Raw genomic sequence first — 19365 nt, 5'->3', positions numbered from 1 at the left:
GTCGGCGCCGAAAACCCGCCCTGAAGCCTTCGAGGGCGTGGGAGGGAAACTGGAGGACGGTGAGGGGGAGCGCGAGATCAGCGCAATGGCCGCTCCAACCGGACACTGACCTACTTCGGCATCGAAGCAATTCATCGAAGCAATTCCAGGCGCCTGCGGCCCGCCACGACCTTTCCACCTGCGGCTATACGGCGTTCTTCCACACCTCGCTTGCGGCCTAGGTCGGCTCGATCATCAACAGCGGGGGCGCTGGGCGAGGAATTTGATGGCTTGCAGCGTGTTCTCCATGCCCGCACCCAGGTCGGCAAGGCGGCAGCCGAAAATGACCTCCTCCTGCTGCGAGTTTCCGGCGATCGCCAGAGTGGGCCGATCGGCGTGCCGTGGACCAGGTGCGTGCCGCCAGCTATCAGCGTCCGGAGTCGAACGGCGCGGGCATGCGGCCCTGGGTGAGCAGTGTCGTTATCGTACGCCGCAGGGATTCGGCGTCGTTCAGGTGGGGGAACGGCTCGTCCACGGGTGGGTCCGCGCCGAGGAAGGCGCACAGCGGGCCCCATCCCTGGCGAACGTCGAACACGAGGAGGCGCTCCGGCGGCAGGCTTTTGCTGACGGTGGCGACGTACCGGTGATAGGCGGCGATGGCCTGCCGCTCGTCCGGCGCACCCTTGCCGAAGTGCCACTCCGTACCGAAGATGGACTGACCGATCTTGTGTAGGAGCGGGCGCATGCGCTCCATGGCGGCGAGGACCCGGTGCGAGGCGTCGTGCGCGTGCTCCTGGAAGGTCCGATCGGGTCCGTTCGCCATCAGCTCGTGGAAGCTCGCGTACCAGCCGGCGGGATCGCGAACGGTGAGAACGACCTTCGCGTCGGGATAGGCCTCCGCGAGCTCCCGCCAGAAATAGCTGGCGGGCCAGTCCACGCATGATCGGTAGCCCTCGAACGTCCGCTCCCAGTCCATCGGGGAGCCAGAGCCGGCGGGCAGCCAGTGCTCGGCGTACTCGGGGTGTGCCATGACCTCGAACATGTGGTAGCAGGGGCCGAAGCCCAGCCGCTCCAGGGCGACCTTCGTCGAGGTCGTTCCGGTGCGCGGGAGCCCCGCGCCGATGACCTTTATCATCTTCGGCCACTTTCCGTCGCGGCAGTGAGTCGATCGCCTCCATGTCGGTCGACCGCTGTGCCTGCCTGTTCCCGGCAGGCTTGGCACTATTGCCGCGTTTCCGGGGAAAATGGCCAAGGCTTCGTGAAGCCTTCGTGTGCTCGAAGAAAGCGAAGATCGCTGCGGCGCCCTGCGTGCGGCAGCCTGCTGGCGGGGACGCCTGATCTCCGGCCTACGCCACGCAGAACTCGTTGCCCTCCGGATCCTGCATGATCCACCAGTGCCCGGCCTGCCCCCTGTCCACCTCGCGCAGGCGGGTCGCGCCCAGGCCTTCCAGCCGGGTCACCAGCTTGTCGAGACCACCGGGCTCGCCGTGGACGTCGATGTGCAGGCGATTCTTGCCGGACTTTCCCTCGGGCACATCCTGGAAGAGCAGCCGCCGCCCGTGGCCGACGCCGCTGACCTCGTCGTACGGATCCTCCGGATGCCGGATCGCGGAGTATCCGCGGAAGAGCTCGCGACCGCGATGCTCGATGATCGCCTCTTCGTCGACATGACCGGCGGCCAGCAGCCGCTCGATGAGCGCGCTCGGATCTTCCACCTCGTAGTCCAACGCCGCGGCCCAGAAGTCCGCGAGGACGGGCGCGTTCGCGCTGTCGACGACCAGTTTCCAGCCCAGTGCCATGTAACCAGTTATAGCGGTTACATAAATCGGCCCGCAGCCGAAGGACTGACGCCGCGCTCCCGCACCGGCGCCGCCTGTAGGTTCGACCCGGGCGCTGTGCCCGGAACCGGTGCGGGCGCTGCTGACCCGCCGTTCCGGGGAAGGACGATCACGATGTCCGCTGGCCTGGCCGGGGACGCCCGCCGGTAGATCGGCGTGTCCCGCACGCCGCCGCATTCGCCATCCGTCGTGTGGGCTTCATCGGCGGGCCCGACGGCCTCGCGCTATGGCTCGGGGGACGTCTTGGGGGCGAGGTGGGCGATGCACAGGCCGGGCTCGACGAACGGGTCGAGGCGTTCGGCCTCCACCGGCGCGCCCAGCTCGGCCAGCAGACCCTGTATGAGCCCGAGGTGGATCGAGCACACCACCTCTTGATGCTCCTCGGCGGTCTCCCGGAACGGGCAGTGGTGCAGCAGCACCTTCCGGCCGTGGTCGGTGGGCTCCGGGGCGAAGCCGATGTCGTCGAGCATGCGCACCAGCTGCCGGGTGGCGCTGTCGACGTCGAGCCGCCGGAACGGCGGCGGCCGGTCCGCGAGGTAGCGGCCCCAGGCACGTCCGGCACGCAGGGCGGCCTGGGCGGGTTGGGGCGTCTCCGCTGCCAGCGAACCGGCTAGGATCTCGGCGAGCAGCCGGTAGCTGCGCCGTCCGGTGTGGGCGCTGCCCGGCCTGGCGGTGTAGAGGATGCGCGGGCGGCCCGGTTGCTCGCGGTCTTCGACGTTCCGCTCGGCCAGACCTCCCTCGACCAGGGCGTCCAGGTGGAAGCGGGCCGTGTTGGCATGGAGGCGCACGCGCTTGGCGACCTCGCCGGCGGACAGTGGCCTGGCGGCCTCCTGCAGCGCGGCGAGCACGTGGGAGCGGCTCTCATTCAGCGCCGGCACCCCTCCGGGGTCGGGGCGAGTCACCTTGCGAGCGTCCATCCGGCCATTTTACACAAGTTATTGGTGGAAACCATATGATCGCGAACGCCGTTTCGGGCTGAGATCTGCACGCCGGACGATCGTTGAGTTTACATGATTACTACTGTAAAAATGTCAACGACAGAACAGAAGTGACCGGTGCCGACCGCCTTCTCGACGTCCGGCACCACGCGGGCGTGGGCGTCGTCCGGTTGTTCGGGAAACGGCACGTGGAGGCAGTGATGGCGATAGCGGAGCGTACGGCGGAGACCACCTGGGAGGGCTCGCTGGCCCGTGGTCGCGGGAAGGTGAACGGAGCGAGCGGGGCCATCGAGCTGCCCGTGACGTGGGCGTCCCGTACGGAGAGTCCGGACGGGCTGACGAGCCCGGAGGAGTTGGCCGCCTCGGCGCACTCCTCCTGCTTCGCCATGGCGCTCGCACTCAAACTGGGTGAGCAGAAGGCGACGCCCGAGCGGCTCACCGTGGCCGCCACCGTGACCCTCGACGAGGTGGACGGGGTGCCCACCATCGTGTCCTCGGCCCTCAAGGTCAGGGGGCGGGTGCCGGACCTCGACGCCGACGCCTTCAGCAAGGTGGTGGACGAGGCGGCGGGGCTGTGCCCGGTGTCCAGGCTGTTCGCCGGAGCGAAGATCACCGTCGAGGCGGAGCTCGAATCGGAATGATCCGTCCCCGTTCATCGTGATCAGGGCAGAAAGGCCGGCGGGCATCGGTCACGCGATCCGCGACCGATGCCCGCCGGCCTCTTCACCCCGCGGCCGGGTGGCCGGGAGCCCTCCTCAGCCGGCGGCGCCGTTCGAGTTCGCTGTGCGACCGATCCGCACCCGCCAGGTCTCGGGCCCCTGCTCGAGGTAGTCCCAGCTGAACTGCCCGGTGTGCTCTGCGGCGAACTGGTAGTAGAGCGGCTTGGGGTCGTGGTCGTTGACGAGCACGAAGCCCTCTCCCGCGCTCAGTGCGGTGTAGGTCTCGAAGATGAGGTCGTGGCGGCGGGCGGGGGCCTCGCTGCGCACGTCGAGTTCGCGGTCCTGGGTTGCCATGGTGGTCTCCTCTGGATGGCCGATCGGGTCGTCCGGGCGCTTTCCGCCTCGACCCGGCCTGATCGTCGATATTCACCAATCAGGTTTGTTTATACGAGCACGCTAGTGCAAAATAGCATCGGGGACAACGACCCCGATCGAGGAGGTGTGCCGTGACGTACGTGATCGGCGAACCGTGCATCGACGTGATGGACCGGGCCTGTGTCGAGGAGTGCCCCGTCGACTGCATCTACGAGGGGGAGCGCTCCCTGTACATCCATCCGGACGAGTGCGTCGACTGCGGGGCGTGCGAGCCGGTGTGCCCGGTGGAGGCCATCTACTACGAGGACGACCTGCCCACGGCCTATCAGCCGTACGTGCAGGACAACGCGCGGTTCTTCGCCGAAACGCTGCCCGGCCGCGAAGCGCCGCTGGGCTCGCCCGGCGGTGCGACCAAGCTCGGCCCCGTCGGAGTCGACACCGAGCTGGTCGCCTCCCACCCCAAGCCGGAGGAGTGAGCCGAGCCGTTCGACGGAGCCCGTTGACGGCCGAGGGCACGCCGTCGCCGTGGCCAGGTCGATGACCCGTTTCTGTCGGTGGACACGAGTAGGATGCCACGGTCCAAGCAGGAGATGATCTACCTGGAAAGGGCTGCACGTGGCGCAGAAGGTGATACTGGTGGACGATCTCGACCTCTCCGAGGGCGATGATGTGGCGAGACGGGAGTTCCCGCTGCTGAACCGGACCTTCGCCATCGACCTGTCCGACGCCAACCATCAGCGGCTGAACGAGGCCCTCGCGTTCCTCGACAGGATCTTGGAGAACTCCCGCGAGGTGAGGCAGGCCTCGCGGTCGAAGAAGGCCGCCGACACCTCCCCCCGTTTGCGGGGCTACACGTTCACCGATGTCCGCGAGTGGGCCCGTGAACAGGGGGTGGAGGTCCCGGCTCGGGGAAAGGTCCCCGACGAGGTCGTCGAGCGGTTCATCGCGGCCCACCCCGACGCGTCCGCCGAGGATCCCCAGCCGGAGGCGGAGCCCGCGGCGGACGCGGTGCTTGACGCCTGACAGCCCGGAAGGCCTGTACAGCTTGAGCGCTCAGATGTCTCCTGCGGCCGACGAGATCGGGCGGGTGGCCGTGATCAGCCAGATACCGGCCGGAAACCGGTAACCCGTACCGGGCTCGCGGAAGCGTTCCAGCAACCTTGCGGCGCCCCGGCGGGCCCGTGCTCGTTCGTCGGCTGACGCCGCCCGGTACGCCGCCCCGGCCGGACCCACCTCGATGAGCGACTCGGCCACCGCTGCCGGGTCCTCCGGAGCCGGCAGCGTGACATCGCGCGCCTGGACGGAGATCTGTTCGAACCCGGCGGTGGCGAGAATGCGCAGCGGCCGTGCCGCGTCCGCGAACGCGAACGGGCCGGGGTCGTCGCCCACCGGCAGCGCGGGCAACGGCCCGACGTGTGCGGCGGCGCCGAGCAAGGCGGCCGCCAGCCACGGATTCGCGGCGCTGTCGCGGAAGACGGTCGCCGCCAACCGCCCGCCGGGGCGCAGGCATCGGAGGATGCCGGCGCAACCGGCGACGGGATCGGCCGGCAGCATCAGGGCCATGCGCGAGAAGACCGCGTCGAACGGTGCGCCGGGCACGGCGTCGACCATCTCGATGTCGCACACCTCGAAGCGGAGGTTTGCCACGGTGGCGAATCGGGTCCGCGCCGCGTCCACCATGGGCTGAGCGAGGTCGATGCCGACCGCTTCGCCGCCCGGTGCGACTCGGGCGGCGAGTTCGGCCGTCGTGCCCCCGACGCCGCACCCGACGTCGAGGACGCGCTCTCCCGGCGCGGGCCGCAACCAGGTCATCGCCGCCGCGCCCAGAGGGCGGCCGAACTCATCCTGGTGGTCGGCATGCCGGATCCATCCGGGCGCTGCCTGGGTCCAGAACTCGAGGCCGCGTGCACGCGCCGCGGCGGTTCCGGTCATCGGAACGGCATCTCCGCGCCGTCCACCGTCAGCACGCGGAACCGGGCGGCCAGGTGGGCGGGGAAACCCTCCTCTTCCGCGGCGAGGCCGGCGGCACGCATCAACCGCTCCGACTGGAACCGCCGGAAGGCCGTCTCGTCCTCCCAGATGTTGACGACCCGCCAGCCCTCCGACGTGGGACCGGCCACGTGGGCCACGAGACCGGGTGGACGGTTGGGGCCAAGGTGTTTTTCCACCATGCGGTAGTCCTCCTCGCTCACCCCTGGCATGTCCTGCACGACGCCGAACGGCATGTCCATCACCTCTATTGGATAGAGCCTGTATATATCCAATAGAGCACTACACTGAGCGTGTGGTTGTCAAGCGGTCTTACGAATCCGACCATCGGAGGCGGCAAGCCCGGCAGACGCGGCAGGCGATTCTCGCCGCGGCCGCCAAGCTGTTCGTCGACCCGGGATACGCGGCGACACCCGTCACTGCGATCGCGGCTGAGGCGGGCGTGGCGGTCCAGACGGTGTATGCCGTGTTCGGAGGCAAGCGTCGACTCCTGTCCGAGCTCATCGATGTCACCATCACCGGCGACGACGAGCCGGTCGCGATGTCCGATCGGCCGTTCGCCGCCGAGATCCGCGCCGAGCCCACCGCCCTTGCCAAGCTCGCCAGGTACGCCCGGCATCTCGTCGAGGTCCAGGCCCGCCAGGCCGATGTGCTCATCGCCCTCGCCGGAGCCGCGGCGGCCGATCCCGACGCCGCCGAGATCTGGCACAAGAACGTCGAGGACCGCCGTCAGGGGATGCTGATGTTCGCCGCGGACCTGGTGGCCACAGGCGAGGTCGCCGACGGCCTAGATCGGGATCGGGTCGCGGACGTTCTCTGGCTCGCGATGGACGTGCGCAACTATGACTGGCTCGTACGCCGGCGCGGGTGGCGGCCGGAGCAGTACCAGCGATGGTACGTCGACACGGTCGCCGGTGCCGTACTGCGCTCGCGGTAGCCGTACCCGCGGCTCGGGGTGGTCATGGAGGCTGACACCCGGGTGGGGCTTCCCGATCGGGGCTACTGGAGCTGAACGGACGGCGCAGGGAGTGCCCGTGGGGAGGTCCTGCTACGCACGGTCCAGATCGAGCTACGCCGCACGCTGGTGATCGTGACGTCGTCAGATATGCGTCACTTACGTGACGGACGTCAAAGTTCTGGATGACATGGGGAAGCGTCTACCCTTTTGCTGTGACTCTCGGTGGCGAAGACGACCAGGCGGCGCCGTCCGCGCGCCCGCAGTCATTGATGTTCAGCTTCCTCGGCGTCTATGTGCTGCACCGCGACGTCGCCGTCTACTCCGGGAGCGTCATCGACGTGTTCGCCCGCCTCGGCGTCTCCGAGGAGGCCGTACGTTCGACGCTCGCCCGTATGGTGAAGCGCAACCTGCTGGTACGCCATCGGCGGGGCCGGAAGGTGTACTTCGGGCTGACCTCGCGCGCCGTGGAGGTGCTCGAAGACGGACGTGAGCGCGTGTGGAAGACCGGCGCGGTGAACCGCGACTGGGACGGCACCTGGACAGTCGTCGGGTTCTCGCTGCCGGACAGCCGGCGCAGCACCCGGCACGATCTGCGGTCGCGGCTCATCTGGAACGGATTCGGCCTGCTGCAGAGCGGGCTGTGGATAGCGCCGGGCACCAAGGAGGTCGCTGACGTCCTCGCCTCGCTGGAGCTGGGCGACAGCGTCACCGTCCTGACCGCCCGGGCGTTCGAGCCGACCGACGCGGCCGACCTGGTCAGGAAGGCGTTCGACACGGAGCAGATCGCCCGGCGTTACGGTGCGTTCCTCGCCCAGTGGGACGTCCCCCGGCCGCTTCCCGCCGCGCCGGACGACCTCGCGCGGCAGCTGCTGCTGCACACCGACTGGCTGCAGCTCGTCCGCCAGGACCCCCTTCTGCCGACCGAGCATCTGCCCGAGGACTGGCCGGCGATCCGGGCCGAGCAGGTCTTCCACACGCTCGCCCGGGATTACGAACCGCGCGCCGCCGAGCTGGCCACCGCCGTTCTGGACGAGCTGGCCGTGTGACGGCGGCCCCCGCGGCGCCGGCACTCTGCTGCTCGGGCGGCGTGGGTGGTGCGGGCCCGAGGCGGGCCTGCACCACCCTGCTCCCGGCTCCGTGCCGGTACGGCTCGAGCTACGCGGTGGTGCAGGTCGTTCCGTTGAGTGCGAAGCTGGTCGGCGCGGCGTTGCTACCGCTGTAGACGCCCTGGAAGCCGAGGTTGGTGCTGCCTCCGGCGGGGATGGTGGCGTTGTAGTAGACGTTGCGTGCGGTGACCTGGGCACCGGACTGGGTCACGGTGGTGTTCCAGGCATTGGTGATCCGCTGGTTGCCCGGCCAGGTCCAGGTGAGGGCCCAGCCGTTGATGGCGGCGGAGCCGAAGTTCGTGATCATGATATCCGCCGTGAACCCGTCGCCCCAGGAATTGGGGGTATAGGCGACGCGGCAGGTGGCGCCGTTCGGGCCCGACGGCGTCGGCGTCGGCGTGGGCGTCGGCGTGGGTGTGGGTGTCGGTGTGGGTGTCGGTGTCGGGGTGGGTGTGGGTGTGGGTGTGGGCGTGGGCGTCGGGGTGGGCGTGGGTGTCGGTGTCGGGGCCGGGCCGGTGAGGCCGAAGAACTCGATGGCATAGGCGGCCATGCCGTTCGACGGGAGGCTGTGCCCGGCGCCCTGGATGGTGTAGGCCTCGACCTTCACCGTTCCGGAGGAGTCGGCGTAGCGGCGGCGGTCCCAGCCGGACTGCGGGGTGTCCGTGCTGGTCGGCGTCTGGCTCAGGCCGTGCACGTTCGTCCACTGCTTGATCTCCTCCTCAAGTTCTGAGTAGGAGACGACGAAGTCGTTGGTGCCGTGCCACAGCTGCATACGCGGCCACGGTCCGTGGTAGGAGGGGTTCGCGTTACGCACCAGGTCGCCCCACTGCTGTGCGGTCTTGCCGACGCAGGGGGCGGAGTTGCCGCCCGGCTGGTAGGCCGCCTCGTTGGGGAAGCACGTGAACGGCACCCCCATGAACGCCGCACCCGCCTTGAACACCTCCGGATACAGGGCGAGCATGGCGTTGGTCATCATGGCGCCGGAGGAGCTGCCGGTCGCGAACACCCGGTTGGGGTCGCCGTGGTACTGCTGCTCGACGTAGGTCACCATGGACATGAGCGACACCGGGTCGGTCTGGCCACCGCGCACCTTGGACGCCTCGGACCAGTTGTCGAAGCAGTTCATCTTCTTGGACGCCGACGGGTAGATCACGATGAAGCCGTACCGGTCGGCCAGCGAAGCGAACTCGGAGGAGGAGTAGAAGCCCGGCCCCGAGCCGCCGCATGGGTGCATGGCCAGCACGATCGCCGGATTCTGCTGGGTGTTGTTCGGCACGTACACGTGCATGCGCAGGTTGCCGGGATTGGAACCGAAGCCGGTCACCTCGGTCAGCGTGGCCGCGGCGGCGGGGTGCGCGACGACCAGGGTCGCGGCGGCGCACAGCACGGCGACGCAGGCCCTGGTGAGCACCGTGAGTAATCGTTTCATCCGCTCCTCCTCTGCGAGTTGCGGCGGTTTCCCCTGTCTGGCGCATCGGACGGAGGCGCCGCCGACTCGGAAAGACATGATGCATCCGATATAGGAGCGGTTAAACCAATGGTCAAGGCGGGGCAGGGTCGGGTCATGGCGACCCCGCCGGGGAGAGTGCGCGTTCGCGCAGGTTATCAAGCAACTTGTTATAAAGCTGGTTGATATCCCGTCGCGAAACTTACATCGCGGACTCGCACGATATCGTCGTGCGATGACCCCCCGCCGCACTCGCCCGGCCGTCCAGGAGGCCGCACCCGCACCGCGCCTCGGCTACCTGGTGTTCCGGCTGGAGCGCCGCATCCGTGCCCGCCTGGACGACGCGCTCGCCCGGCACGGCGTCACCACGACCGAGTACATGGCGCTCAGTGAACTGCGCGCGCGCGAGGGACTGTCCTCGGCGGAGCTGGCCCGCATCGCCTTCGTCACGCCGCAGGCGATGAACCTCGTCGTCCGCGATCTGGAAGGGCGCGGACTGATCCGCCGCGATCCGCACCCGGGCGGCGGCCGGGTGCTGTGTTCCCGGCTCACCTCCGAGGGGCTGGCCGTGCTACGTCGATGTGACGGCTCGCTCGACGACATCGAGGCGGTCATGCTCGCGAAGATCGACGACGCCATGCGCGAGACCCTCGTGGAGGGGCTCACCGTGTGCGCGCGGGCCCTGCGTCCGGACGCGCCCGTCTGATTTCGGGCCCGGCCGTTGTTGACTTCCTCCCCTCCCTGAAGGGAGGGGATTCCGACCGTCGCCGGTCGGATCTTCCTGCTTCACCGCCGGTCGCCTCGTCCGAGAGGACTCTCGTTGAGGTCTTACACCAGCTCCACAGGCGTTTTACCTCTCCGCCAGCCCGGCGGCGAGGATGTTACGTGCGGCGTTGACGTCCCGGTCGTGGACCGCCCCGCAGGCGCACTCCCACGACCGGACGTTCAGCGGCATCGCCTCTTGCAGGGTGCCGCACGCCGAGCACAGCTTGCTGCTGGGGAACCACCGGTCCACGGTCACCAGCGTGCGTCCGTACCAGGCGCACTTGTACTCCAGCATCGAGCGGAGTTCCCGCCAGGACGCATCGGAGATGGCGCGGGCCAGGCTGTGGTTGCGGACCATGGTGCGGACGGTCAGGTCTTCCACGGCGATCACTTGGTTCTCGCGAACAAGCCGTGTGGTGACCTTGTGCAGGAAGTCGCGCCGTCGGTCGGTGATCCGCGCGTACACGCGGGCGACCTTCAATCGGGCCTTCTCGCGGTTTTTCGAGCCCTTCTGCTTGCGGGCCAGGGCACGCTGCGCCTTGGCGAGCTTGCGCCGGTCACGCCGCTCATGCCGGGGGTTGGTGACCTTCTCCCCGGTGGAGAGCGTGACCAGGGCGGTGACCCCGGCGTCCACCCCAACCCGGTTCCCACTCGGGTCGAGTGGGCGGATCTTCTCCTCGACCAGAATCGACACGAACCACCGCCCGGCCGCGTCCCTGCTCACGGTGACCGTGGACGGCTCCGCCCCCTCTGGAAGCCGGCGCGACCACACGATGTTCAGCGGGCCGTCCATCTTCGCCAGGAACAGCCGCCCGTCCTTCCAGCGGAACGCGGAGCGGGTGTACTCCGCCGACGCACGCGAGCGCTTACGGGACTTGAACGTTGGGTACTTGGCTCGCTTGGCGAAGAAGTTCGCGAACGCCGCTTGCAGGTGCCGAAGCGCCTGCTGGAGCGGCACGCTGGACACCTCGTTGAGGAACGCCGGTTCCTCGGTGCGCTTCCAGGCGGTGAGCATCGCCGAGGTCTCCACGTAGGAGACCCGGCGGCCCTCTTGGGTGTAGGCGCGGGTCCGCTCCTCAAGAGCCTTGTTGTAGACCAGGCGCACGCACCCGAACGTCCGGGCAAGCTCCTCGGCCTGCTCGGGGGTCGGGTAGAAGCGGTACTTGTACGCCCGCTTCACAAGCTGCGCCATGCCTCACATTTTACCGTACGATCAGCTAAGCATCATGCAGGTGTTCGAGACGGCGGTTCGCCTGGCAGCGAACCGCCTATCCCTGCCCTGCTCCGCAGGGGTCCGATTCCTCCCCCGCCTGAAGGCGGGGGTCTCCTCGGAGGTCCTGATGAACGCGAGGACGACCGTCGGTGCCGTGCGGCGCCGGTGCGGCCACCCGGCTCCGGCGGTCCTCGCCGCGCGGGTCGCGGGGGAGAAGACCGGCGACCGAGGTCGAGATGATCGCCAGGACCGTCCGGCTGCGGCGGCCTCGCCCGCGCGTAGGGACCTTCCATCGGGTGAGGGGACGGGTTCGATAGAATGATCGACTGACGGCCCGATCAACGCCCGAATGCAGATCGTTTGTTCCCGTACGACCCGCGTGTCCGCGGATCGTAGGTGCGCGAATGTCCTGATGCGGGAGTCGGGATGTGTTGAGAAGGCCGGCCGTGCGTAGCAGGACAGGGTTTTCGGAACACCCCCTTGAGTCTCCGAAGGGAGCCGGGACGTGCCCGCGCACTATTCGTTGTCCGCCACGGAGGAGGCGGTCGGTCGTCGGCTGGGCTCGACCCCGGTCAATCGGGAGGCTCTCGTCGCGGTCTCCAACATCCATCGTGCGGCCGGTGCCGTACGGCAGCACCTGGAGAACTCGGCGCTGCGCGCCGCCGACCTCACCTGGAGCGCCTTCGTGGTGCTGTGGGTGGTGTGGATCTGGGAGGAGATCGAGACCCGGCACACGGCGGCCGAGGCCGGCATCTCCAAGGGCACACTGACCGGCATCATCAAGACATTGGAGTCGCGCGGTCTGATCGAGCGCCGCCGGCATCCCGGCGACCGCCGCCTGGCCCTGCTGCGCCTCACCCGGGAGGGGCTGGCGCTGATGGAGGAGACCTTCCCCGCGTTCAACGCGGAGGAGGCGTTCGTCGTCGACCCCCTGGGCGGAGAGGGCGCGCTGCATCTCGCCGACACCCTCCGCCGCATCATCACCCACCTGGAGGAGAAGGGCGAGGAGCGGCGTGAGAGCCTGCACCGTGACGCCCCGGTCCCGCCCCGCCGCGGTGGCCGCCGCCGCGCCACCTGAAAGGCCCGTCGTACGCCACGTGGCAGGGGCCGGACTACACCACCTGACAGGGGCCGGCCGTACGCCGCCCGAAAGAGGCCGGGACCGTACGCCACCGGAAACGCGTCCGGCGGACCGCTGGAGAGGCCGGCCGCAGGAGGTCCGGCCGCCGGCCGCGGCGGCGGGGATTCGGCGCCCGTCCCGGTCTTGGGGAGGGCTTGCCGTGTTCTAGAACAGAAGAACACGTTGCCTGATGTATGACTGATCATCGGTTTGGCGACCAGTTGGTGGGGCATTGCCGGGGACGTGCCGGGTGGCCGCCGTCCACTCGATGCGGAGCTCGGTCCGGATCGCATGACCGCTCGGGAGGAGGACGTGCTCGTTCATCCGCCCCTGCTCGCGGCCCATGAGTGCTTCCACACGCACGACGTCGAGGACGCCCACGCGGGGGTGGAACGGGCACTCGGTCCGCACGGACTGCGTCTCGTCGAGGGCGGGACGCGGCTCGACGCCCGCATGAACGGGGTGACGCTGGACAGGGTCGGCCTCTACTACCTCGGCTACGGGGCGGAGATGCTGATCACGCCGGACGAGTGGGGGAGCTACTTCTTCGTCGAGATCCCGCTGGCCGGGGCGGCGGAGGTGTGCCAGGGCCGCGAACATCTGGTGGCCACGACCGGGCTCGCCTACGTGCTGTCGACGACGGGACGTACGTCCATACGATGGGCCGCCGGGAACGAACAGCTCATCGCCCGGTTCGACCGATCGGCGCTCGAGGCCCAGCTCGGCAGGATGCTCGGGCGGCAGCCGGGTGAGCCGCTCGTCTTCTCCCTGGGCATGGATCTGACCCGGCCCCCGTCCCGGTCGTGGCTGTCGATCGTCGACCTGCTCCGGCGGGAGGCGGAGACCGGCGGCGCCATGCTGGCCCAGCCGGCCGCGGCCAAGCGGCTGGAGGAGCTGCTAATGACGCAGTTGCTGCTGGCCCAGCCCAGCAACTACACCCCCGCCCTGCGAGGGGAGCAGCCGCATGTCCCGCCGCCCGTGGTCAGGCGGGCCATGGAACTGATCGAGGCCCATGCCGCCGAGCCGCTCACCGTTGAGGACATCGCCGAGGCCGTGGGCGTGGGGGCGCGGGCGCTGCAGGAGGGGTTCCGCCGCCATCTGGACACGACCCCCATGGCGTACCTGAGGGACATGCGCCTGAACCGGGTGCGCGCCGAGCTGACGGCGGGCGCCGCGGGCATGACGACCGTCACCGATGTCGCCTTCCGCTGGGGATTCACCCACCTCGGCAGGTTCTCCCTCGCCTACCGCCAGTGCTTCGGCGAGCCCCCTTCGGTGACGCTGCGCCACTGACGCCCGCGTCGGCGGCCTTCATGACCGGCGAGAACGTGCGGCCGCCCTCGCCGGAGCCGGCGACGGACCCGGCGCCACGGGAGCGCGACGGTCCGCGCCGGCGAGGACGGCCCCCTGAGATCAGCTGCGGCCGAGGGCGCGCAGTTCGTCGACGGTGAGCGCGGAGACGTTCTTGTCGATGGGGTGTTCGGTGTACTGGTGGATGGCCCAGCTCTTCCAGTCGGCGGGCGGCGTGACGGTGCCCGGGGCCTTGCTGTAGTGGGCCACCCACAGCGGATACTCGGCCAGGCCGCGGCCATAGGTGTTGGCGAAGTTCCAGCCGCTGTAGAACATCGGGGTGACGCCGGTCCTGGCCTCCACATGGGCGAGCCAGGCCTTGGCCCAGGCGTTGACGTGGGCCACCGACTTGCCGTTCGTGGTCTCCAGGTCCAGCACCAGCAGATCGCCGGGTTTCGCGGGGTGCTGGTTCACCATGGAGAGGAAGTGTTCGGCCTCGGCGATGGGATCGTTCTTGGGGTGACCGTAGTGGTAGGCGCCACGGATGATGCCCTTCTCGTCCAGCTCCCGCCAGAAACGGGCGAACGTGGAGTCGCGGAAGGTCAGGCCCTCGGTGGCCTTGATGATGCCGAACTTCGCCGGGCTGGTGACCCAGTCGTGGTTCGGCTCGTGGTTGGAGACGTCTTCGCCGTACATCAGCGTGACGTTCTCTTCGCCGGGCGTGTGCGGTGCCGCCTGCGCCGGTGCGGCCGCGAAGAAGCCGGCTGCGGTGAGTACGGCCAGGGCCGCGCCGAGATGCTTGCCGGAGAGGCTCAGGTGGCGTTTGAGAGAGGCTCGGGCTGCGGAGAACCGGTGTTCCAGCATGAAGGATTGACTCCTTGGTTCCATGCCGCCTGCCGGGACAGCTGAGGGGTTCGGGGTGGCGAGCGCGCCCTACGGTGCGCAAGGCGGGCGCTCCGATTCACCCGAGGGGTGGTCCCCGGCTCCGTGAGGTGCGGAGTCGGCGGCCGTGCACCTCCTGAGGGAATGGTTCCGTCAGGAGGCGCGCGGATCCGGGCAATGAACCGGCAACGCGACCGACGACGGAGTCACCGCTGCGCGTGCCGTGGAGTCAAAAGGTACACACACCACCATTGGGGTGCAAATAGGACAAAAATCCTGAGACGGAAGCTTCGCGATGGACTGTTCACTCCTCCGGGGAGAGGGGTCCGTCGGCGTGCGGGACACGTTCTGCGGGAATGACGCCGAGGCGGCCGGCCTGGTAGTCCTCCATCGCCTGGATGATCTCGGCCCGGGTGTTCATCACGAACGGCCCGTAGTGGAAGACCGGCTCGCGGATCGGCTGCCCGCCGAGCAGCAGCACCTCCAGGTTGGGCTCGGCCTGGGGCTGGGCGGTGCCGGCGGCGAGGGTCAGCGCCTCGCCGGGGCCGAAGGCGGCCAGCTGCCCCCTGCGTACCGGTCGCTGCTCGGTCCCCGCGGAACCCTGGCCGGCCAGCACGTACGCGAGGGCGTTGAAGCCGGGGTTCCACGGCACCTCCAGCCGGGCGCCCGGGCTGATGGTCGCGTGCACCATCGTGATCGGGGTGAACGTGACGCCGGGGCCGGGGTGCCCGGCCAGCTCGCCGGCGATCACCCGCAGCAGTGCGCCGCCGTCCGCCGAGGCGAGCAGCGCCGCCTCGCGCCCGCGGATGTCCTGGTAGCGGGGCGGGTGGAACTTGTGCGCGCGGGGCAGGTTGACCCACAGCTGGATGCCGTGGAACAGCCCGCCCGAGACCACCAGGTGCTCCGGGGGCTTCTCGATGTGCAGCAGGCCGGAACCCGCGGTCATCCACTGGGTGTCACCGTCGGTGATCGTGCCGCCGCCGCCGTTCGAGTCCTGGTGCTCGAAGACGCCGTCGATGATGTAGGTGACGGTCTCGAAGCCGCGGTGCGGGTGCCAGGGGGTGCCCTTGGGCTCGCCGGGGGCGTACTCGACCTCGCCCATCTGGTCCATGTGGATGAACGGGTCCAGGACGGACTGCGGCACTCCGGCGAAGGCGCGCCGCACGGGGAAGCCCTCGCCTTCGAGGCCGCTGGGCGCGGTCGTCACGGACCGTACGGGGCGGGGGGTGGTGACTGCCGGGTCGGGGGCGGCGACGCGGGGCAGCGTCAGGGTGTCGGCGGTGATGGCGGGCATGGCACGCTCCTGTTGAAACTTAAATTACATAAGACTGAAACCAATTGCGACCATTGCGCATTCCACCGACGAAGCCAAGCCTGCCCGGGCTCCCGGGCGCAGCGCCCACTCGCGGCAGACCTCCACGGACGCGGCCGGTCGGCCTGGTCGTACGGCCGGACCGATGAGTCCGCCGGGAGCTTGAGATGACCCCGCCATGGCTGAGCGGGTCGTCGATCTCGCGCGTCGGACGCCGGGGGCGAGCCGGACGGCATGGCACGCGGATCGGACGGTCCGGCGCCGCCCCGATGCCGGGCGCTCGTCCCTGTGCGTGGGGATGGATGCTCTCATGTCCATGTCGGTCACACTCCGATATAAAGCCAGTTCACGGAGGACATGAGGGATCGAATTCAAGTGCTGGAACATGGGTTATTGAAATCCCTTTCTCATTTATGTAAAGTCCGGTCTCGTGCGGACCCTAGACCAATGGTCCGTGCTGTCCGCGAAACCGAAAGGGGATCCCATGGCAGAGGAACTCACCATCGAGGCTCTACGGGAAATCGCCGAGGTGCAGGAGCGGGCTGAGGCCGCTGCCGCCGCTCTCCGGGCCGCGGTTGTCGAGTAATCAGTGGATGCGGAGACGGCTGGAGCCGACGTGCGCTTCAGCCGTCTCATCCCTGGTCGGCGTAGTGAGAGTTGACGGAGAGACTGATGAGTAAGCTTCGCCGTACTGTTCCATTCATCGCTCCCGGCGGCAACGGGCCGGCGCTCTTGCTCGACTCGGTCGAGATGCCGCTGAGCGCGGCCGGGGCTCCCGGACTCCTCGACGCCATACGGCGCCCGATAAATCTCGGTTCCGCGGACCGTTGCATATCCGCCGACCTGGCCGAGGAGCTCGTAGAGGCTCAATATCAGGCATGCCTTGAATACATTTACGGCCATCCGGTTTGGCGCGGGTTCCGTGACGGTACGGCACGCGAAGCCCTGTACGCCTACCTGCTGGAGTCACGGCACTATCTGGCCGCCGCACCCTTCCGGATGGCCAGTGGCATCACCGACGCGCTGCGCCCCTCACAGCTGATCCGGCTGCAGGCCCACCATGTGGTGGAGGAGGCCGACCACGACGTCTATTTCGAGAACGGCCTCGCCGCGATGGACTGCCCGCGTGAGCTGGTGCGGCAGGCGCGGCCTTCGCCCGTCACCGTCGAGTGGGTGCATCTCATGCGTACGGTGGCCGCCTACGGCCCCCTCGCGGCCGCGATCTGCTCCGGTCTGCTGGAGTACACCGCGGGCGACCGGGACGCCGTGTCCGGCTGGCACACCATGCTCGTGGACAGCGGGCAGCTCGCGGAAGACGTGGTGCGGGCCATCTACGAGCACGTCGAGACCGACCTCGGCCTGGGGCACGGATCGAACTGGCGCGACGCCATCCGCGCGGCCAAGGTGGTGCCTGCCGAGGAACTGGCGGATTGGCTGAACGCGACCACCCTGGTCGCCGAGATGATCGTTCGTTGGGTGAACGCGCTGGGCACCGGGCTGTCGGGTGAGCTGGTCGCCCAGTTGCCCGACCTCGCCCTCGAATCCCCGCAGCGCATGCTGGGGGGCGAGGCCGACGGGCTGCCGGTGTGGCCGGCCGAGGTGTACGACTCCTACGTACACGGCCCGCGGAGTGCCAACCCCCTCGTAAGGCGCTCGCTCGCCCTCGCGTACGCCTTCGCCGGCGGCGTCCGGGACCGCGAAGCCAAGGCGACCGCCAAGACCGCGGCCACCATCGCCTGTGACTTCACCGACGGCGCCGCGCGAGGGTGGGCCGGGGAACCGACGCAGGCCGATCTCGAGAAGCTGGTGGAGAGCTGGATGACCGCCATCGACGGTCATCGCCTGTGGCGGCGTCTCACCGAGGAGCCGACCCTGCCGCTCGTCCACGGCTGGATGGTGGAGAACTACCACTATGTGGCCGGCATCTGGCAGCACGCGGGTGCGGTGGTCTCCGCATGCCCGGACACGGCGATCCGAGCCGAGCTGGTCAAACATCTGATCGAGGAGTTCAACCACGGCCGGATGTTCCTGCGCGGGATCGAACGCGCACGCGGGGACGGCTACCAGGGGCTGGGCACCGAGCAGCTGAGACCGTTGCCCACCACCGTCACTCTCGTCGGCACCCTGCGTGAGCTCGGCCTGCGCGACTGGAAGGCCTACGTGCTGGCTCTCACCTTCCTGCAGCTCACGCTCTCGACGGCGGGCAAGGAGGTGCACGCTCGCCATGAGGGCTTCTACCAGACGTTGTTCAGCAAGCTTCCGGAGAGCGAAGCGCTGGTGTCGGCGATGCGCAGGCACGACGCGGAGGACACCAAGCTCGGCCACGGCGACGACACGCGTGAGCTGCTGCGGCTGCTGTGCGAGCGCTACGAGCTCACCCGTGACGTGGTGGCGGGCGCCGCGCTGATCCCCCAGTTGGCCTGGAGCTTCCTCGACGGCATCCTCGAGCACTACCAGCACGGCGAGGCCGCCGTGCTGCAGCGGGTCGGATGGCATGTCACCCAGTGACACCGCCGTGCTCGACGTGGGTCAGGTGCTGCCGCTCGAGCACAGACCGGCGGCGGGCACGCTGAGGCGCATCGCCGCGCTCGTCACCGACGGGGTGCCGGCCGCGGCGGTCGCCGCCCTCCGCGATCCCCGGATCGACGCACAGGCCTGGCCCGGCGTCCTCGCGCGTGAGATCGCGCTCACCGTCGGCTGGGCGTCGCGCCGGATGCTCGCCACCCACCCGGCCGCGCCGAGATGGGACGGAAGCGGAACCGCGATCGTGCTCCTGCCCGCACACGGAACGGCGGTCCATCTGATCCGCCGGGCGCTTCCCTTCGCGCTGTGCGGCATTCCGACGCGCGTGGCGGGACATGACGAACACCGGCAGATCGTCTCCGCCGCGGTCGGCGTGCTGGCGGACCTCATGGATCTGGCCGATGTCCTCCGGCCGGCCGAGTCCGCCGTGGCCTGCGTACGCGACGCGGCGGACCGAGACCTCGTGGTGCTCACCGGCCGCCCTACCACCGCCTTCACGGTCAGGCGGGCGACGAGCGCCCAGGTCCTCGGCGCCACCGGCGGCTGCGCCGTACTGATCGGCTCGATCGCCGAAGCGGTGAGCGCGACGGCGGCCGTACTGCGCAGGCACGACCATCCGGACAGCTGCACGAGCTTCGGCGGCTCGTGGATCCACGATGGGACGTCATGGCGCGACGAGCACGGGCGGGCGGCCGACCCGGCCGATCGGCACCCCTCCGTCATCTACCGCCTCGTGGCGGACCTGGATCAGCCGCCGGAGGTTCACGCGGGCTACACCGTCCTGCCCTGTGACCGGTCGGGAGTGGTCGGCACGCTGGTGGGGTTCGCGAGAGACCCGCGGCACGGCTGGCCCGGGGACTTTCTCATCTGACGCGTACGTGGAGGAGATGGTGGCGGCCCTCGCAGAAGACGTGCGGGATGCGCCGGAAACGCCTGCCGACCGGACGCGGGGCGGGCCGGGCACGCGCGGC

At 69.2% G+C, this 19365-nt stretch carries 19 protein-coding genes, 1 pseudogene and 1 riboswitch; of the genes and pseudogenes, 10 read left to right on the top strand and 10 right to left on the bottom strand.

The annotated features are described in order from the left end of the window. Positions 1 to 406: 406 nt before the first annotated feature. The 3 genes from ACQP1K_RS25210 to ACQP1K_RS25200 all read right to left on the bottom strand — a co-directional run bounded on the left by ACQP1K_RS25210 (position 407) and on the right by ACQP1K_RS25200 (position 2734). Positions 407 to 1114 carry a sulfotransferase family protein gene (locus tag ACQP1K_RS25210; protein ID WP_433498168.1) on the bottom strand — a complete coding sequence of 236 codons (708 nt, stop codon included), beginning with the start codon at positions 1112 to 1114 and terminating at the stop codon, positions 407 to 409. A gap of 211 nt (positions 1115 to 1325) precedes the next feature. Further along, positions 1326 to 1778 (bottom strand): VOC family protein, encoded by a 453-nt coding sequence (locus tag ACQP1K_RS25205; RefSeq protein ID WP_433498167.1) that lies wholly within the window; start codon positions 1776 to 1778, stop codon positions 1326 to 1328. A 263-nt stretch (positions 1779 to 2041) separates the two neighbouring features. Then, positions 2042 to 2734 carry a helix-turn-helix transcriptional regulator gene (locus tag ACQP1K_RS25200; protein WP_433498166.1) on the bottom strand — a complete coding sequence of 231 codons (693 nt, stop codon included), beginning with the start codon at positions 2732 to 2734 and terminating at the stop codon, positions 2042 to 2044. A gap of 131 nt (positions 2735 to 2865) precedes the next feature. Between ACQP1K_RS25200 and ACQP1K_RS25195 the strand changes: the two genes are divergently transcribed. Further along, a complete protein-coding gene (locus tag ACQP1K_RS25195) occupies positions 2866 to 3396 on the top strand; it encodes an OsmC family peroxiredoxin (protein ID WP_433498165.1) in 531 nt (176 codons plus the stop codon). Positions 3397 to 3510: 114 nt separating this feature from the next. Here the strand turns inward: ACQP1K_RS25195 and ACQP1K_RS25190 are convergent, their stop codons facing one another. Beyond that, a complete protein-coding gene (locus ACQP1K_RS25190; protein WP_433498164.1) occupies positions 3511 to 3768 on the bottom strand; it encodes a DUF2249 domain-containing protein in 258 nt (85 codons plus the stop codon). 152 nt (positions 3769 to 3920) lie between these two features. Between ACQP1K_RS25190 and fdxA the strand changes: the two genes are divergently transcribed. Both fdxA and ACQP1K_RS25180 read left to right on the top strand, forming a co-directional pair. Further along, on the top strand, positions 3921 to 4265 hold the full coding sequence (fdxA, locus tag ACQP1K_RS25185) for a ferredoxin (protein WP_433498163.1): 345 nt from the start codon (positions 3921 to 3923) through the stop codon (positions 4263 to 4265). A 160-nt stretch (positions 4266 to 4425) separates the two neighbouring features. After that, the gene (locus tag ACQP1K_RS25180; RefSeq protein ID WP_433498162.1) at positions 4426 to 4812 is read left to right on the top strand and encodes an Lsr2 family DNA-binding protein; all 387 of its coding nucleotides are present in this window, start codon (positions 4426 to 4428) and stop codon (positions 4810 to 4812) included. A gap of 30 nt (positions 4813 to 4842) precedes the next feature. Here the strand turns inward: ACQP1K_RS25180 and ACQP1K_RS25175 are convergent, their stop codons facing one another. Together ACQP1K_RS25175 and ACQP1K_RS25170 are read right to left on the bottom strand one after the other, a co-directional pair. After that, a complete protein-coding gene (locus tag ACQP1K_RS25175; protein ID WP_433498161.1) occupies positions 4843 to 5721 on the bottom strand; it encodes a class I SAM-dependent methyltransferase in 879 nt (292 codons plus the stop codon). Beyond that, positions 5718 to 6020, bottom strand: coding sequence for a hypothetical protein (locus ACQP1K_RS25170; RefSeq protein ID WP_433498160.1), 303 nt, complete (start codon positions 6018 to 6020; stop codon positions 5718 to 5720). Before ACQP1K_RS25170 ends, ACQP1K_RS25175 begins: the two co-directional genes overlap by 4 nt. 53 nt (positions 6021 to 6073) lie before the next feature. Between ACQP1K_RS25170 and ACQP1K_RS25165 the strand changes: the two genes are divergently transcribed. Both ACQP1K_RS25165 and ACQP1K_RS25160 read left to right on the top strand, forming a co-directional pair. Then, positions 6074 to 6715, top strand: a complete 642-nt coding sequence (locus ACQP1K_RS25165) for a TetR/AcrR family transcriptional regulator (protein WP_433498159.1) — start codon at positions 6074 to 6076, stop codon at positions 6713 to 6715. Between the two features lie 233 nt (positions 6716 to 6948). Further along, positions 6949 to 7782: a PaaX family transcriptional regulator gene (locus ACQP1K_RS25160; protein WP_433498158.1), complete on the top strand. Its 834-nt coding sequence runs from the start codon at positions 6949 to 6951 to the stop codon at positions 7780 to 7782. Between the two features lie 109 nt (positions 7783 to 7891). Here ACQP1K_RS25160 and ACQP1K_RS25155 read toward each other — a convergent pair whose 3' ends face one another. Further along, complete coding sequence (locus tag ACQP1K_RS25155; RefSeq protein ID WP_433498157.1) at positions 7892 to 9271, bottom strand: extracellular catalytic domain type 1 short-chain-length polyhydroxyalkanoate depolymerase; 1380 nt, start codon at positions 9269 to 9271, stop codon at positions 7892 to 7894. A 253-nt stretch (positions 9272 to 9524) separates the two neighbouring features. On the opposite strand from ACQP1K_RS25155, the gene ACQP1K_RS25150 reads away from it, so the two are divergent. Further along, a complete protein-coding gene (locus ACQP1K_RS25150) occupies positions 9525 to 9995 on the top strand; it encodes a MarR family winged helix-turn-helix transcriptional regulator (protein WP_433498156.1) in 471 nt (156 codons plus the stop codon). Positions 9996 to 10067: 72 nt separating this feature from the next. Here ACQP1K_RS25150 and ACQP1K_RS25145 read toward each other — a convergent pair. After that, positions 10068 to 11246 (bottom strand): annotated as a pseudogene (locus tag ACQP1K_RS25145) (RNA-guided endonuclease InsQ/TnpB family protein); the annotation flags it as partial. Positions 11247 to 11772: 526 nt separating this feature from the next. Between ACQP1K_RS25145 and ACQP1K_RS25140 the strand changes: the two are divergent. Then, complete coding sequence (locus ACQP1K_RS25140) at positions 11773 to 12345, top strand: MarR family winged helix-turn-helix transcriptional regulator (RefSeq protein ID WP_433498155.1); 573 nt, start codon at positions 11773 to 11775, stop codon at positions 12343 to 12345. A gap of 333 nt (positions 12346 to 12678) precedes the next feature. Then, positions 12679 to 13680, top strand: a complete 1002-nt coding sequence (locus ACQP1K_RS25135) for an AraC family transcriptional regulator (protein ID WP_433498154.1) — start codon at positions 12679 to 12681, stop codon at positions 13678 to 13680. Between the two features lie 120 nt (positions 13681 to 13800). Here ACQP1K_RS25135 and ACQP1K_RS25130 read toward each other — a convergent pair whose 3' ends face one another. Further along, complete coding sequence (locus ACQP1K_RS25130; RefSeq protein ID WP_433498153.1) at positions 13801 to 14541, bottom strand: glycoside hydrolase family 25 protein; 741 nt, start codon at positions 14539 to 14541, stop codon at positions 13801 to 13803. An 11-nt stretch (positions 14542 to 14552) separates the two neighbouring features. Beyond that, positions 14553 to 14693, bottom strand: a riboswitch (cyclic di-AMP (ydaO/yuaA leader). A gap of 170 nt (positions 14694 to 14863) precedes the next feature. Continuing rightward, positions 14864 to 15853 (bottom strand): pirin family protein, encoded by a 990-nt coding sequence (locus tag ACQP1K_RS25125; protein WP_433498152.1) that lies wholly within the window; start codon positions 15851 to 15853, stop codon positions 14864 to 14866. 690 nt (positions 15854 to 16543) lie between these two features. Here ACQP1K_RS25125 and ACQP1K_RS25120 point away from each other — a divergent pair. Both ACQP1K_RS25120 and ACQP1K_RS25115 read left to right on the top strand, forming a co-directional pair. Continuing rightward, positions 16544 to 18379: a hypothetical protein gene (locus ACQP1K_RS25120; RefSeq protein ID WP_433498151.1), complete on the top strand. Its 1836-nt coding sequence runs from the start codon at positions 16544 to 16546 to the stop codon at positions 18377 to 18379. Beyond that, entirely contained in the window at positions 18366 to 19265 is a 900-nt protein-coding gene (locus ACQP1K_RS25115) for a hypothetical protein (protein WP_433498150.1), read from the top strand. Before ACQP1K_RS25120 ends, ACQP1K_RS25115 begins: the two co-directional genes overlap by 14 nt. The last annotated feature ends 100 nt before the right edge of the window (positions 19266 to 19365 follow it).

This window comes from Sphaerimonospora sp. CA-214678 (genome assembly GCF_050942215.1).
In the GTDB taxonomy this organism is placed as follows: Bacteria; Actinomycetota; Actinomycetes; order Streptosporangiales; family Streptosporangiaceae; genus Sphaerimonospora.
The sequence above is the reverse complement of the archived record's forward strand: the minus strand, read 5'-3'. Positions and strand labels throughout refer to the sequence as shown.